The sequence below is a fragment of the Anatilimnocola floriformis genome (genome assembly GCF_024256385.1).
In the GTDB taxonomy this organism is placed as follows: Bacteria; Planctomycetota; Planctomycetia; order Pirellulales; family Pirellulaceae; genus Anatilimnocola; species Anatilimnocola floriformis.
In genome coordinates, this window is sequence record NZ_JAMLFW010000001.1 from 6,116,107 (window position 1) to 6,131,705 (window position 15,599).

Below are 15,599 nucleotides of genomic sequence, written 5' to 3' on the forward strand. Positions count from 1 at the left end.
GCGATGATGAAAGTCATCGCCGGTTTTTGTTTGCGCCGGCAAATCAACTCACTGTGGCCAGGCCCGTTTCCGCCGCGCTGCTCTTCGCTCGCCGATAAACCCACATCGTCACCCAACCGCCGATCACGCCGGCCAGCAGCGAGAACAAGTACGGCACGGAACTACGAATGGCATTGACCCGCAAGTAGTAACGATCGGCGACTCCGTACTGAGCATAGGGAACGAAATTCGGCGAGGCATAGATGGGCACGGGGTTATACGGGTTGAGCGGCGGTTGGTAGTAGGATGTGTTCAGCGACGGCTTGTTCGAGGCCGGCGAGTCATCTCCCGGAGTGATTTCGGGCAGGCTCGGTTCGGTATCGGCGGGAGTGGGGCGAAATGAGCCTGGCTGAGGTGGGCTCAGCAGCGGTACTGTGCCTGGCGGGAGGCTAAAGTTCGGCTGCGGATATTGCACCGGCGTAGGTTGCCCCAGAATCGCGACGGCGATGGCCTGAGAAGTTTGCTGATAGCCGCCCAGATAGCTCGAAAGCAAGATGCTGCCGAGAGAGAGGACGAAAAAGCCGGTCCAAAATGCTCGGAGCTCGGCCCGTGGTTCCCAGATCGCCAGAGGCAGCGCGAGCAGCATGAGCAAGAGCGTGGCGCTCGCGACGAGTTCCACTATCACCAGTGAGGTGGAAACCATCGCTCCCAGCCAGCAAGCCAGAATCGCAATCACGATCAAGAACGTGCGAATCGAGAATGTCATCGGTTCCCTCCGGATGAATGTCCCTCTGTATCAAGCCGCATCGTAGCACCTACCGCGGTGCATTCTCAATCCGCAGCCAGGCAATCACGCAAAAACTCACTTACGTCGCGGGCATGTGTCGACGAACAATGAGGTTCTTAACAGCTATTTTTTCGAGATCGCAACGAACTCACAATCACAACCGCAATCAGGCCCAGCCAGGCAACCATACTAACAACGCCGCCACAATAAAAACTCTGCGGCCGATATTCAAAATCGACCTGCCATGCGCCCTCGGGAAGTTGCACGCCGCGAAAACAGCGGTTGGTGCGATGAATCGTCAGAGGCGTGGTTTGGCTGCCAACAGGCGAGTCGGCCGGTTGCCGCGTTGCGACCCAGCCCGCGTTCCAACTGTCGCTGAGCACCAGCAGACCGGGTTTTTCCAGCGTCGCTTGAACGCGCACATGCTGTGGCTCGCCGAGCACAATCTGAGCGCTCGCCTTCGAAGCCGCGGGTTCACTACTCGCATCGACAACTGGCAACGACAACTTTTCCTTTGTCTCGACGACCGCGAGTGTGCGGAAATCGCGAATCTTCGTCTTCCCCTCGCTCGTCTCAGCAAGCACGAGCAAGGCCCGGGCGTCCACCGCGGCCAGGTCGAGCGAATCAGCCAGCGGCGGCAGAGTGATGATTTGATCCACCACATGAGCGCGCGGCAAAATCCGCTTCATCCGCCACACCGTCGAGTTCTCGGGCAGGTTGGTCGCATGCAAATTTTCGGCGTAAGGAATCTTCGCACTGCCGGGCAGCACGAGATATTCGCACGCCGTGAGTCGCAGCGCTTCACTCAGTGGTTGCGACACGCCGTCGACTTTCGTCGGGCTCAAGGCGCGAGCCTGCAACAGCAGCGACTCATAATCGACAGGCTTTAGCGAGCCATACGACTCGACCAGCGACAGGCCGCTCGGCAAAAAGTACTTGTGCGACAGCGTATCGTGATCCCAGGTCGCCATCTCCTCGATCCGGCGCGACGCACCGGCTTTTGCAAAGCTCGGCGGATTCCAACTGCGATAGCTGCCGCGGAAGAAACGCGGTTGAATAGTGCGCCGGTTTTCCGGTTCCCGCTCTTCTCGCGCTTGGATCGAACTGACGATGGCGGGCTCTGAGTTCCACATCTTCGCAGGCGCCGTCAAAATCAAGTTGCCGTTGGCAACGACCACTTCCGTGGCAGTGATCACGACGGCGGCCCACTTCAGGCGTGTGATTGCCTGGCCGTCGCTCGTCGCGGCCGCTTCCCAGATTTTCGTCAGCAGCCAATACGACAGCGCGGCGATGAGCGTCGTGTGCGCGAGGGCGGTGAACACATCGAACAACGCACCGCTCATTTCGAACGGCCCGAAGATCTGGCTCGGTGAAGGCGGCAGCTTCAGCAGTTGCGGTGAAATGCACCACACACTGAAGGCGATCACCATGCTGGCGATGGTGATGGTTTTGAACGTCAGCAGCCAGCGCTCCGACTTCTTTTCAAACAGCCGATCGGCGGCCGGCGCGGCGATGGCAAGGAGCGCACAGACGGCGACGACCATCAGCTTGGCTGGATAGCGAAAATAGATGTAGCTCGGCAGGAACGTGACCATCAACCAATACACGCCGCCGACCGGGCTGCCGATACCGAGCTTCGCGGGATCGCCGTGCAAGATCGTGGAGTAACATTCGCGCAGCAGCCAACCGAGGCCGTACCAGCCGAAGCTGCCGAGCGTGAAAACGATCACCAGCCAAGTGAGCCAGCGCGTGGTCGCGTCGGTTCGCCACCAACGGAGCGCCGCGACACCGGCGAGAAACGGCAGCAAACCCAGATAGAGCGTCGGCGTCCACGGCTTCGATTCGCCAGGGATGAGACTGGTCCAGCGCTGATTGCGCGGAAACGGCTTGCCCGAAACATTCGGCCAAACGAACTCCGCTACGCGCCAAGGGCTGATGCTGTAGTCGTACGCGCGGTCGTGATGCGAACTCGGCTCGGGCTGACCAAACAAGCCGGCGACGACTTTCTCGCTGGGTGTTTCGGCAAGCAGCGACTCACTTTCAGGAGCGGTCGTGAGGACAGCGGCTGCTTCGAAAATATTCCGCGGCCGATTGTACGCAGCCCGTTCGCTCGATTTCGTGGCTTCCGATGAAGGAAAGATTTGAACGGCGGCGAGAAGGAAGGCAAGGATCGCAGCGCCGGCGAGTAGTGCGGCGGAGGGCGTCAGTTGTTGGAAAATAGAAGGCTGCACCAACGTCAGCCCCTCCTCCCGGCTCTCTCCTCTGAGTATCGAAGCAAGGGAGGCCGCGATTCGCAATCCCGCGGCGAGCAGCACATGCAGCGCCATCTGCGGATCGCCACCGAGGATCATCATCGCGAGCACAAAGGCCAAGAAGAGCATCGCCCGCCAGCACCGGCTGCTCACGATGGTCTCGATGGCTAGTAGCGCGAACGGCAGCCAAGCCGCGCCGACCAGGAAGATGACATTGCAATATTGAAACACGACATTGCCGCCGCACGCGTAAGCGATCGCGACGAGCACGGCCGTTTGTTCGCTGGCCCGCAGCCGTCGCGCGAATGCGAACATGCCGAGCGCTGCGAGCACCACATGGCCGATGATGTAAAACTTGTAGAGCCAGACAAACGGCAGCGGCAGCGTGAAGATCAGCTTGCCGGGATAGAAGATGCTGCTGGTCGCATCGGCGAGCACCGGCAAGCCGCAGTTTTCCTGCGGGTTCCACAGCGGCACGCGGCCTTGGCCCCACTCGGCGGTGATCCACTGAAACAACGGATGATAAAAGTGGGCCCCATCGCGAAAAGCAAATGAGCGATCGGCAAACAGCACCGGCGCAAAGATCGCTACGATCGGCCCGAGCAGCAGCAGCGGAACGATCCACCGCGCCGACTTCGGATTCGTGCTCGCTGGTTTGCAGTCCATAGTCGTCCGCTCGCCTCAAAATCGTCAGGAGCGCAACCGTCAGCAACATCTACGCTAGAAGTCTGGCAATTGGCGATCAAGCATACCTCACCGTGCTTGCCGCACGGCTCTTACCTCCCTGGACTCAGTTCGCTGGGCCATTGACACTTTCTGCCCGGCAACCGACAACAGCCCGATGCACACTATCCGTCTGCGCGGCCCGTGGAAACTTCTCCCCATGGACGCGGATCCAACGACTGCAGTCGAAACGACCATGCCCGGCGATTGGTCCGCGCTTGGCGCCGATTTCGCCGGTCCCGCGCAGTTCATCCGCCATTTCGGCTTGCCGACGAATTTGTCGCAGGAGCGCGTGTCGCTGGTGATTGAGAGCGTTCACGCGCGAGCGACAATCGAACTCAACGACCAGTCACTAGGACTGCAACTGGCGGCAGAAGGTTCGCGCAGATACGAAGTCACCGGACGGCTGCAACTGCGGAACGCTCTCCGCATTACGCTGGAACTTGCCGGCCAAGCAGGGCCGGGTTTGCTGGGAGAAGTGCGACTGGAAATCGAAGACTAAAGCACGCGTCGTTACGCTGCTTTCGCTTTTTCGCCACGAACCACAATGCGATATCCGGCCTGCTGAATGACACTGACTGCAGCGTGAATCATGAGTGACTGGAGGAGCGTGAGCCAGAGCATCGTGAGCAGATCGGCATCGGGCAGCAGGAACGTGAGGATGGTCGTGGCTACGCAGATGGTGGCGAAGCTGATCTTGATGAGCAGCAGAAACCGCTCTTGCATCAAGGCCACGAACCAAACTTGCAGCGGCAGGGCGCCGAGCAAAATGGCTTGCACAAAGAGATGCGGCAACTGTTCCTGATCGATCCGCAGGTAGGTGAATACACCCATCAGCAAGGCCGCGATCGTCGTGACGGCGAAGAGTCGCAGCAGCGTGAATTGCCAGGGTGCGTCGTCGGCGTCGCGCTCGCCGGTGAGCGTCAGTCGCATGCCGAGGATCCGCGCGTACCATACGCCGCTGAGCACAAAGAGGCCATGCGCGAGCATCGCCAGCATCCAAGTTCCTTGCAACTCCGCATGGCCCGCGTAGCGGCTGGCGAGATCGCCGCTGATGAACATCGCGGCGAGAAACAGCGCGGTCCGCAGCGCGACGTGTTGCCGGCTGAAGCCGCAGTAGAGTGCAACGAGTCCTTGCTGAGCGAAGACCAGCGCCAAGCCGTAGATCGTGCCCGGCTGCGATTGATTGCCGCCGGCGACATTGATCCAGGTAAGGACGATGGCGTTTTGCACGCCGGCCGCGGTAAGAAACAGCAGCGTGAGCGTCAGGCCCAGGTAAGGCGAGTTAGCGCGCGGGAGCGCAACCTGCTGCGACGAATACGCGGGCTGCGTTTGCGACAGAAGGTCATCGGCGGTGGCGCTTTGAAGGCTCACTCGGGCAGGCTCACGGTTGCTCGCGAAGGAGAAGTACGTACGATGGCTGCTAACCAATCTCTATCCTAATCGCGGATCTGCAACAATCGGATGAGCGGCGGCAATTTACTCGCGCGTGACATCGGCCGACTAGCGCCGTCGCCAACGGGTGCGCAGCATGTAGGGAATGCGCGGACTTTTCTGCTGGCCTGGCTGTCGGCTCGAAGTCGCGCCGGCCGGCTGATTTTGCGGATGGAAGACATCGACAGTCCGCGCATCAAAGTCGGTGCGGCCCAGCAAGCCGTCGAGGATCTTCGCTGGCTGGGGCTCGATTGGGATGCAGGCCCCGACATCGGCGGGCCGCAGTTTTCGTACGTGCAAACCGAGCGGCTCAATCTGTACCAAGCGGCGCTCCAGCAACTGAAAGACCGCGAGTTGATCTATCCCTGCACATGCACGCGCAGCGAAGTGGCGGCTGCCGCGAGTGCTCCGCATGCAGGGCAAGAAGGCCCGCGCTATCCAGGCACTTGTGCGCAGAACACGGCAGCGCGAGCCGATGAATTAGCCGTGGGAACTTACGCTTGGCGGCTGCGCACGACCGATAAGGTCCGCACTTACCACGATGGTCTGGTCGGTGAAGTTCGCTGCAATGTCTTTCAAGAACTGGGCGACTTCGTGATCGCCAAAGCCGACGGCACGCCGGCCTATCAACTCGCCGTTGTCGTTGACGACCACGACATGCAGATCAGCGAAGTGGTTCGCGGCGATGATTTGCTGCCGAGTGCTTTTCGGCAACTCGAGTTATATGAACTCTTCGGCTGGCAACCGCCACGGTTCATTCACGTGCCGCTGGTGGTCGGTGAAGATGGCCGGCGACTCGCCAAACGCCATGGCGATACACGACTCGCGACGCTGCGCGAGGCCGGAATTCGCAGCGAACAGCTGATTGGTCTGCTCGCTCACTCTTGTAATTTAAGACCGAGCACAGCGCCGGTTACCGCGCGAGAGTTACTTGCTGATTTCGACTGGCGTCGCGTGAGCCGCGAACGATTTGTGTTCACAGCGGCGATGCACAATTGGTTGGCTCAACCGTAGGACGGACCATTGGTCCGTCTTACAAAGATGCGTCCTTTCACGGAGTGAAAGGCGACTTTAGTTCTTCCAACGCTTGCGAATTTCCGATGAACTTTCTGGATCCGGCATCCGTTCGGCTAGTGATTTATCGGTGACTCGTTCGTCATCTTCGCCGGAAATGTCTTCGGTTTCCGCGAGGGTGCGTGGCGGTTGCTTCACATCGAGAGCAGCGCCGGAAAGATTGGCCGGTTCCGGTTCCGCCGTTGGATCGAGGCCCGAAACGTACTTTCGCCAGCTGTCGAGTTGCTCGGTCGAAAGGGTGTTTTCGCGGCTTAGTTCGTGTCGCAGTTGATTGTCCGTGCCGTCGACTTTGACGAGCACGGTCAAACGGCCGTTCTCTTCATAGCGAAAGCGAACCTCGATCGGCGTTTGAGCTGGCAACGACGGCGGCAGGTCGCGCACCGCGCATTTGCCCAGCGGCGAGCAATCGTCGGGCGACGTGCTTTCGCCTTCAACGATTTGCACCAGAATCGACTTTTGCCCTTGTTTTTGCGTCTTAAACACGCGCCGCGCGACCACCGGCAGCGGCGTATTACGAGGCACCAAAATGGCGTTGCGGGGACGCTTGGTTTTCACATCCATGGCGACCACGCCCAGGCTGTGCGAGTTCACATTGCGAATGTGAAACGAGGGCGACTTCCCTTCGTGATAGGCCAGCAGAATGCCCGCATGCAGGGCAGCACCATGCGAAATGGCTTCGTCGGGCGAGACGCTGCAGTCAGGGTCCTTGCCGCTCAGTTCTTTCAGTTTTTGCACGACGGCTGGCATGCGACTGCTGCCGCCAACGAGCAGCACGCGGTCGATATCGGTCCACCCGAGTCCCGCGGCTTGCAGCGTTTGCCGCGTGGTGAACGCCGTGCGGTCGAGCAGGTCCTGCGTCATTTCGTGGAACTGGCTGCGACTCACTTCGATCCGCATCGCGGCGCCTTGATAGTCGCAGGCGATGCTGGCCTTCTGCCGCGCCGAGAGCGTGCGCTTGGCGTCTTCGCATTCGCGGCTGAGACGGCCCAGCGAGTTCGGCTCCTCGCGGGGATCGATGCCGTGCTTGCGGATGAACTCTTCGGCCACGTAATCGACGAGCCGTTGATCCCAGTCCTTGCCGCCGAGTTGTACATCGCCGTCGGTCGCTAGCGCGGTGAATTCGCGGCCGCCGATTTCCATCACCGTCACGTCGAACGTACCACCGCCGAGATCGTAGACGAGGATCTTCTTTCGCTCTTGATCGGGCTGATTGGGGTTCATGTATCCCTGCGAAAAGCCAAACGCCACCGCAGCCGCCGTCGGCTCGTTGATGATGTCGATCACCTCCAGACCAGCGATGTAGCCGGCGTCTTGCGTGGCTTTGCGGCGAACTTCATCGAAGTACGCCGGCACGGTGACCACGGCTTTGCTGAAGGGGCCGATCTGCCGGGCCGCATCGTGACGCAGCTTGTTCAGCACCCAAGCTTGAATCGCCTCGGGCGGATAATGCCGACCGCCGAGCAACTTGTGATAAAAGCGGTTCCCCAGATCGCGCTTGGCACAATCGGCAACCTGTTCGGCATCGGTGGCGAGGGCTTTCGCCGCCTCCTTGCCGACCACCATCTCGTCCCCTTCAAAGAACACCACGCTCGGCGTGATGATGTCCCCTTCGCTGTTCATCAGCGACTTCGGCCGGCCGAGATCGTCGAGCATCGAGATGACGGAAAATGTCGTTCCCAGGTCGATGCCGATGGCGGGGTGTTTTGTCTTCGCTCGAGCCATGAAATCCTCAATTGCCAGGTGCGAAGCCGCCGCCTGTTGCTAGCTTTGCGAGTGATGAGTGGGAAAATGCCCTGGCTGACTCCACTCTATCATCCAGCCCAAAACCGAACAACGACCGCCGAACTTCGGAACCGTCGAACAGCCTCCTCCATCGAACAACTGCTTGCGTTGCCGATCCCCAGCGTCCGGGGGGCGGCAGCTCACAACAGTTGTTTCAGTTTTCGAATCCCCGCAACCTCTTTCCAGTTAATGCCTTAGCAAAAACACCCTCGAAATTCCCACAACACTTCACCACCCTTTTACAACACTTTTGCGACGCTTCACCACTATTTGCTGACGGCCTGTTGTCGACTTCACAACACTTTCACCACGATTTCATCTGCCGATGTTGCCAGTTCACAACTATTTGAAAACCGTTGCGGAGCGATCGACTTCGCCGAGCCGTCACAAGAAAATCACCATCGGAATCCAATTGACAATTGTATACTTGCGTGCATTTTTGTCAATGGCGAGCCAGTGGCTTGCTAACGGCGATCCGACGCTTTGAGAGGTTCACTCGGACCCCATCGGTCTCGCCTAATTTGGCGATCGATTTTCTCCAACGGCCAAAAGAATTTGGCAGCAAAGTCTCCGCCACCACCGTAGTTGCCACTCCAACGAATCCCCATCTCAGCTCGGACGACGAATTGGTCGTCCGGCACGACCAGAGCCAGATAACTGCCGACGTACAGTGGCGGTAGGATCAGCAGCAAGATGGCGGCGATCAGCGGCGCGCGAGATTCGCGTTTCATGTTGGTGCTTCCTGCTTGGTCAAATCGACGTCGCTGGCACGGAACACATGGACCTGAATTAAGAGGGGCAAGGTGTGTAGAGCTCAATGTGGCCGGAAAATGGCACACGAAATTGATCTATCTCCCATGATTGATCTAACTCCCAAGCCCCCGGTCGCACCTTCCGGTCGACCCTCTCTAGCGGCCAGAACAGGATTTCGGACCAACTGCCGCCATAGCGGTACGTTTCGTAAATCACCATGCTTTGGTACGTCGAGGGTCCGACATTCGCTACCTTTGCAAAACGAACTTTCCCTGGCGTAACCAGCGCGAGATAGCTCCCCACGTACAGCACTGGGAACAGCAGCAGCACGATGGCGAGAAACAAGGGTGCGCGAGATTCAGGTTTCATGGCTCAATACTATGCCTGTCAGCCCACTTGCAGGACGCCTCTCATTGGGTCGAGCCGGTACCAATATACCGAAACTCATGGCAGATTCTCCATCGCGCTTCGGCACTGGTTCATTGCCATCGCTTACGTCTCCGTATCAACCCACGCGCTCGGCCTGAGTTTGCGATCGATGTCCTCAATGGGCCGAAAGAAATAAATAATGCCCAGGCCCTCGATTCGGTACCAAGGCTGGCCGTACCTTGTGTCTTCCAGCAACGCGTAGTAACTGCCCACGTACAACAACAGCGGAAGAAAGAGGAGCAACGCCGCGACGAAGAAAGGAGCCATGTGTTTCTTCATGCGGAGATTTTATTCGCTTCAGCGGAGCGCCGCGAGGATAAGGTAACCCTCCTTTAGCCCCCAGCTTTAGCCATTCTTCCCGAGCGAGCCATTGGAATGGCTAAAGCCTGCTGCGTCCTTTTCACGTTCCACCAGCTAAAGCTGGTGGCTAAATAAATGGAATGTAAAAACGCAATTACAAACTGTCGCGTTGAGTTCGCGAACGAACGCAGCAACTCCCTATCACCCAACCTCCCTATCACAAAATCTCACGACCAACCCAACGATCAATTAAGATAGCCACTCCAGAAAGAACCCCCACCAGGTACCTGCCATGGCTTGGCTGATCATCACGCTGCTCCTCGTCAACATTCCTCTCTATCTGCTCATCGGTTGGTTGATCTTCGATAGCAAAGAGACAGCCGCCGATACCTTCTTCGGCACGATCTTGGCGATTCTCACGATTGCCTTCGTGCCGCCGATCGTGCGCGTGATGATGGGCTGGAACGACAACACCGAAGCCCTCGGCTTGTTTCCGATCGCCGCCTTCTTCATCGCTTGCGGCGTGGTGACCTATGGCGAGTACTGGCTGCTGACGACGTACGTTTTCATCCCGCCCGTTTAGGCTGTTTCGCTCAACATCGCCAGTTTACAACGGGGCAAAAACCCTTGCCCTCGTTCGCGTACGTACTTACACTGCGAGGCTCCCACCTTTCTGGAGCGCACTATCTCATGCATGGTTTCGAAGAAGCCGGGCCGGCTCTGCCGGACGATCCGAACGATCGCCGCCCGTGGTACAAATTGCTCACCCGCTACCACTGGTTCGTATTGATCGTCGCCGCTCTGGGGTGGTTGTTCGACTGTCTCGATCAGCAGCTTTTCATCCTGGCGCGACCGCAGGCGATGGGTGAGTTGCTCAAGCACCTCAAATCAGATCCGGTGGCGTTCAAGCTGTGGACGCAGAATGCGGGCGACATTGCCACGAGCGTGTTCATCGCCGGCTGGGCGACGGGCGGTTTGATCTTCGGCATGCTCGGCGATCGCATCGGCCGGGCGAAGACGATGGTCATTACGATCTTGCTTTACTCGATGTTCACCGGGTTGAGTTCGCTTTCGCAATCGGTTTATGACTTTGCGTTCTATCGCTTTCTGACCGGCCTCGGTGTCGGCGGCGAATTTGCGGTGGGCGTCGCGCTGGTGGCCGAAGTCATGCCGACTCGGGCGCGACCCTTTGCGTTGTCGTTGTTGCAAGCGCTGTCGGCCTTCGGCAACATCAGCGCTGCCCTCATCAACTGGCAACTCGGGTTGATGGAAGGCGAAGGGCTGGAGAGCATCTCCTTCCTGCCGTCGTTCCTGGCAACGCCTTGGCGGATCATGTTCCTCATCGGTGCCTTGCCGGCCTTGCTCGCGCTCGTAATTCGGCGACGGTTAAAAGAGCCCGAACAATGGGCCAAGGCGTCTCACGATGGCGCCGTTACCAAACAGCTCGGCTCGTACAGCGAACTCTTCTCTGATCCGCTCTGGCGAAAGCATGCGCTCTTTGGCTTGATGCTGGCGTGTTCGGGTGTGATCGGCTTGTGGGCTGTTGGTTTCTACACGCCGGACTTGATCCGTCAGGTACAGACCAAGCCACTGACCGAAGGCGTGTATCAGCGCGAGATTGCCGCAGCCGCCACCGCGAAGGACGCGACGCGCGAAACTCAGCTGACCTCCATTCATCAACTGTGGAAGACCGGCAAGGAGAGTGAGATATCGGCCGATCTGGCAGATATTAAGAAGAAGATCGACGCCGAAGTGAAGCGCGAACTAACGAAGTATCAAAGCCTGACTTCGATCGCGATCAACATCGGCGCGTTCTGCGGAATGTTTGGTTTTGGAGCGCTGTCGCAAGTGATCGGTCGCAAGCCGACCTTCGCCATCGCCCTGATTGCGGCTTTCGGGATGACGATCTACGTGTTCTTGACGCTGCAGCACATGTGGCAGATTTTCGTCCTCGTGCCGATCATGGGCTTCTGTCAGTTGTCGCTCTTCGGCGGCTATGCGATCTATTTCCCCGAGCTCTTTCCGACGAGATTGCGGAGCACGGGAACTAGCTTCTGCTACAACGTGGGCCGTTTTGTGGCCGCGCTCGGTCCGGTGGTGAAGATGGGGCTCAACATGGCCTTTTCAAAGTACGACGAACCGCTGCGCTATGCCGGCGCGACCATGTGCGTCGTATTCCTGATCGGCCTGTTTGCCTTGCCGTTTCTGCCAGAGACCAAGGGCAAGCCGTTGCCGGAATAATTCCGTGGTGAAAAGTTCCAGCACGCCGGAAACGAAAACCAACATTCACTGGCCGAGGCATTGTGCTCGGCTGGCGATGATTGCTGCCGTGCTGTGCTTTTTGTCGCAGGTGGCGTATGCGCAGCTGACGGCGAAAGAGAAACAGCCGACGTGGACAACGGCGGATCGAGTTGTCGCTGCCGTCGGCATTAGTTTGCTGGTCAGCGGTGTCGTGCTAGCCGGCGTTGCTCTCTATGGCGCATTCCGCACGAGTAACTACGACACCGGTGTGATCGCGGTGATCGGCCTCGCCATCAATGGCGGCGTGTTGGCGTTTCTTGCCTGGTATGTGCTGATCGTCAGGCCGACGTTGCCCTTGTAATTCAGGAAGCCCGAGGCGTGAGCCGAAGGTTTGGGCGCGCTACAGAGCTTTCGCTAACCAAGCGTCGAACTTTTCAAAGGTCTCTTTCGCCGACTGCACGATTTGATCTTCGCGCTCCGGAGAGTCAGCAAAGCTGACCACGGCGAGGCGGAAGGCAGACCACATCTCGCCGACGCGTGGGCCGTAGCCATTGAAGAATGCGCCGCCGTTTTGCGGCGTGATTTGGAGATGCTTCTGCAATTCGCGCTCGATGATCTGGCCTCCGAGGGTGGCTCCTTCGAGCACATACAAGCAACCGAGCGCCGCCGCTTGATTGTCGAGCGCGGGGAGTTGATCGCAGCGCGGCGCTGTTTTTGGATCAGCATCCAAGCGATACAGATCACCTTCGAGCAAGGCGATCTTCTGCCGCTCCTGCCAGTTGAGGCCGGCGGGCCAATCGACGTCGGCCAGCTTTTGCTCAAGTGGTTCGTAGAAACCATAAAAGGCCAGCAGCAGATTGCGATAAGCGGCGGCGCTTTGTAATCGCTTGAGCGTATCGACGCGACCTTCGAGCTGCATGTGCAGCGGCGCGGTCTCTTGCTTAAGTCGCTGCAGCACATTCAGCACGGCATTGGTGGATTCGGACATTAGACGCGTCCCGTCAGGCTGGCCACGATGGCGAGGAGTTCGCCGCGATCCACGGGCTTGGCCACATGGGCTTGAAAGCCCGCGACAAGTGCGCGGCGGCGATCTTCCGCGCGAGCATACGCCGTGAGCGCGACCGCGGGGATCTTGTTCAGTTGCAATTGCTGTTCGCGGGCTCGCCAAGCCTTCAAAAATTCGTAGCCATCGCGGCCGGGCATACCGATGTCGGAGATGATGACGTCGGCTGATTCGCGGGCGAGGATCTGGAGGGCTTCGTCGGCGCTGCCGGCCAAATTGACCACGCACTCGCATTCGGTCAGAATCCGGCCGACCAGTTCGCGCGAGTCGACTTCGTCATCGACGACAAAGACCCGCACGCCCTGCAGGTTGAAGGATTCACAATCGAGCGGATGAGGCAACGAGGACGTTGGATCTTCGCCTTCTGGCTGTTGAATGGCCCGCACCGGCAACGACACGACAAACGTCGCTCCTTGGCCGTTACCGCGACTCGAAGCGCGAACCGCGCCGCCGTGCAACTCGACCAGATTTCGCACAATCGACAAGCCGAGCCCCAGCCCGCCGTGCTTGCGGTTGCTGGCCGATTCGGCCTGACGAAAGCGATCGAACACATAAGGCAGAAACGCGGGATCGATCCCTTGGCCGCTGTCGGCAATCGTCAATTCGACATGCGATGACACGCGTTCGAGAATCACCTGCACCTTGCCGCCGCGCGGCGTGAACTTCACTGCGTTCGACAGCAGGTTCCAAACAATCTGCTGCAGCCGCTGTGGGTCTCCGGTGGTCTGCACGCCGCGTAGCGGATCGATGATTTTCTCAATCCGCACGCCTTTGGAATCGGCAGCCAAGGCCATGGTGGAAATTGCGCCTTCGACGATTGAAGGGATATTCGTATCCTGCAAATCGAGCCGCACCTTGCCGGAAATAATTCGGCTGATGTCGAGCAGATCTTCGACGATCTTGGCTTGTGCGCGAGCATTTCGCTCGATGACGTCAAGTCCTTCGCTCACATGGCCGCGCAGCTCGGGCTCGCGTTTGAGAAGTTGCGACCAACCTAAAATCGCATTCAGCGGCGTGCGTAATTCGTGCGAGAGCGTGGCGACGAATTCGTCCTTCATGCGATGAAGACGCTCGCTTTCGAGGCGGGCCAATCGCTCGCTATCGAGCGTTTTTTCGCGTTCTTCGCTGGCCAGTCGCAAGTCGGAGTGGGCTGAGATTAGCGTTTCGGTGCGGCGGACGAGTTGCGCGAGCAGGGCATCGCGCAGATGCTGCGCGGCTTCGCGCTCTTCGGGAAGCCAGGGAGTGCTACGGCCGCGAATCGTTTCTTTCCACAGCGCGAAGGAGCCGCGCGGACTGAGTCGCGGCTCGCCTTCCCCCTTGGCGACAGTCTTTTGTGGATCGCCGGCCCAGTCGACGGTGTGGATTTGTTCGGTGCGAAACCAGATGAGTTGTTGCCGCGGCGAGGTTGTCAGCTGAATCGCCAGCACGCCGCTCGCGACACTGCCGAAGAGCGCCGAGCCGAACGAATTTTGCAGGCAGTCGGTCACTACCAAACGTTCTTGCACGTTCAAGCCGATCCAATCGGCCAGCTGCAGAATCTGCGCTTCGCCGGGCGTTTGACCGAGGCGAAAGACGCGATCGCCCATGACGAACGCGGCGCCATCGGCTTTTAGGTACGAGAGCAAGTTCGGAGTCTGTTCGATCAAACCAAAGGCGAGATCGTCTTCGCGCTCGATGTTGGTCATCATGCTGGCGAGGGCGATGCGGCTGGCTTCGCGATAGTCGCGCGTCTCGCGATCTTCGGCTGCGGTCAGCGACATGCTGAGCCATTGGCCGAGCATTTCGCACGCAGTGCGCACGTCGTAAGGCACGTAGCGCTCGGAATAATGGTGGCAGGCAATCAGCCCCCAGAGTTTGCCCTCGCGCATGAGCGAGACCGACATCGAGGCGCCGACACCCATGTTGCGCAGGTACTCGAGATGAATCGGCGAGACGCTGCGGAGCACGCAGTAGCTCATGTCGAGTGGCTGCGGACTGAACGCATGGACCTCGGGAATGATCTTCGACGGTACGTAGTCGCGATCGGCAATGAAGCGGAGCCAGTTCTTGGTGTAGAGCTCGCGCGCCTGGCGAGGAATATCCGACGCCGGATAATGCAGGCCGAGAAATGATTCGAGGTCATCCCGTTTTTCTTCGGCGATAACCTGGCCGTTCCACTCTTCGTCGAACCGATAAGCCATCACGCGATCGAATCCGGTGATGCGGCGGATGTGCCGGACGCAAGTCTGGCAAATGTCGAGGACGCTGGCCGATTGTTGAAACCGCGTAACCGCTCGCTGCACGAGGCGATACAGTTCCGGCGCGGATGGTCCTTTTTCGCTGTCGCCTGGTTCGAGTTCGAAAAAGAGGGAGTTGCCGCTGCGATGCGCGATGCCATCGAAGGGGCGTGAGACCCCTTTGATTCGCACGCTAAACATATACACCGGCCGGCCCTCGCGAACTTCCTGCCGCAGCGTCATCTCTCGGCCGCTGACCTGGCTGACCGGAAACAGGGTGCCGATGCCTTGGCCGATGGCGGCCTGTGCGGGAATCCCGCACAGGCGTTCAAGATTGTCGCTGGCATGGGTGACGATGAGCGTTTCGGCGTCGCACACGAGCAGAGCGCCATGGGGCTGAATGGCGCCGGGTTGATGAATAGGCTCGCGGTCGCAATTGGTCAGATCGGGAACAAACGAATTCATGGACGCTCCGACGCCGAATCTACTGAGCCCAAATCAACCAAGGTGGACGCGCAACGATCACGCGCCACCTTAGAAAAAGGAGTTGGGGATTGGCTAGCTAG

14 protein-coding genes are annotated in these 15,599 nt (G+C 59.0%); 5 read left to right on the forward strand and 9 right to left on the reverse strand.

Translation table 11 applies throughout. The features are described from left to right. Window positions 1-43: 43 nt before the first annotated feature. Complete coding sequence (locus M9Q49_RS24350) at window positions 44-745, reverse strand: hypothetical protein (protein ID WP_254511657.1); 702 nt, start codon at window positions 743-745, stop codon at window positions 44-46. Between the two features lie 137 nt (window positions 746-882). Next, window positions 883-3,684 (reverse strand): hypothetical protein, encoded by a 2,802-nt coding sequence (locus M9Q49_RS24355; RefSeq protein ID WP_254511659.1) that lies wholly within the window; start codon window positions 3,682-3,684, stop codon window positions 883-885. Between the two features lie 217 nt (window positions 3,685-3,901). On the opposite strand from M9Q49_RS24355, the gene M9Q49_RS24360 reads away from it, so the two are divergent. Then, window positions 3,902-4,243 carry a hypothetical protein gene (locus M9Q49_RS24360; protein ID WP_254511661.1) on the forward strand — a complete coding sequence of 114 codons (342 nt, stop codon included), beginning with the start codon at window positions 3,902-3,904 and terminating at the stop codon, window positions 4,241-4,243. Between the two features lie 11 nt (window positions 4,244-4,254). Here M9Q49_RS24360 and M9Q49_RS24365 read toward each other — a convergent pair whose 3' ends face one another. Continuing rightward, a complete protein-coding gene (locus tag M9Q49_RS24365) occupies window positions 4,255-5,115 on the reverse strand; it encodes a hypothetical protein (RefSeq protein WP_254511663.1) in 861 nt (286 codons plus the stop codon). Between the two features lie 90 nt (window positions 5,116-5,205). Between M9Q49_RS24365 and gluQRS the strand changes: the two genes are divergently transcribed. After that, window positions 5,206-6,189: a tRNA glutamyl-Q(34) synthetase GluQRS gene (gene gluQRS, locus M9Q49_RS24370; protein WP_254511665.1), complete on the forward strand. Its 984-nt coding sequence runs from the start codon at window positions 5,206-5,208 to the stop codon at window positions 6,187-6,189. Window positions 6,190-6,246: 57 nt separating this feature from the next. Here the strand turns inward: gluQRS and M9Q49_RS24375 are convergent, their stop codons facing one another. From M9Q49_RS24375 to M9Q49_RS24390, 4 genes are all read right to left on the reverse strand, one after another. Beyond that, window positions 6,247-7,971, reverse strand: a complete 1,725-nt coding sequence (locus tag M9Q49_RS24375) for an Hsp70 family protein (RefSeq protein ID WP_254511666.1) — start codon at window positions 7,969-7,971, stop codon at window positions 6,247-6,249. 524 nt (window positions 7,972-8,495) lie between these two features. Further along, on the reverse strand, window positions 8,496-8,762 hold the full coding sequence (locus tag M9Q49_RS24380) for a hypothetical protein (protein ID WP_254511668.1): 267 nt from the start codon (window positions 8,760-8,762) through the stop codon (window positions 8,496-8,498). Between the two features lie 58 nt (window positions 8,763-8,820). Next, entirely contained in the window at window positions 8,821-9,153 is a 333-nt protein-coding gene (locus M9Q49_RS24385) for a hypothetical protein (RefSeq protein ID WP_254511670.1), read from the reverse strand. Window positions 9,154-9,276: 123 nt separating this feature from the next. Next, window positions 9,277-9,492, reverse strand: a complete 216-nt coding sequence (locus M9Q49_RS24390; protein WP_254511672.1) for a hypothetical protein — start codon at window positions 9,490-9,492, stop codon at window positions 9,277-9,279. A 313-nt stretch (window positions 9,493-9,805) separates the two neighbouring features. On the opposite strand from M9Q49_RS24390, the gene M9Q49_RS24395 reads away from it, so the two are divergent. The 3 genes from M9Q49_RS24395 (at window position 9,806) to M9Q49_RS24405 (ending at window position 12,115) form a co-directional block, all read left to right on the forward strand. Next, window positions 9,806-10,096: a hypothetical protein gene (locus tag M9Q49_RS24395; RefSeq protein WP_254511674.1), complete on the forward strand. Its 291-nt coding sequence runs from the start codon at window positions 9,806-9,808 to the stop codon at window positions 10,094-10,096. A gap of 107 nt (window positions 10,097-10,203) precedes the next feature. Next, complete coding sequence (locus M9Q49_RS24400) at window positions 10,204-11,754, forward strand: MFS transporter (protein WP_254511675.1); 1,551 nt, start codon at window positions 10,204-10,206, stop codon at window positions 11,752-11,754. A 7-nt stretch (window positions 11,755-11,761) separates the two neighbouring features. After that, complete coding sequence (locus tag M9Q49_RS24405) at window positions 11,762-12,115, forward strand: hypothetical protein (protein WP_254511676.1); 354 nt, start codon at window positions 11,762-11,764, stop codon at window positions 12,113-12,115. 39 nt (window positions 12,116-12,154) lie between these two features. On the opposite strand, the gene M9Q49_RS24410 is transcribed toward M9Q49_RS24405, so the two are convergent. Together M9Q49_RS24410 and M9Q49_RS24415 are read right to left on the reverse strand one after the other, a co-directional pair. After that, the gene (locus tag M9Q49_RS24410) at window positions 12,155-12,742 is read right to left on the reverse strand and encodes a biliverdin-producing heme oxygenase (RefSeq protein ID WP_254511677.1); all 588 of its coding nucleotides are present in this window, start codon (window positions 12,740-12,742) and stop codon (window positions 12,155-12,157) included. Beyond that, complete coding sequence (locus M9Q49_RS24415; protein ID WP_254511678.1) at window positions 12,742-15,498, reverse strand: ATP-binding protein; 2,757 nt, start codon at window positions 15,496-15,498, stop codon at window positions 12,742-12,744. The genes M9Q49_RS24410 and M9Q49_RS24415 overlap by 1 nt, the downstream gene beginning before the upstream one ends. Between the last annotated feature and the right edge of the window lie 101 nt (window positions 15,499-15,599).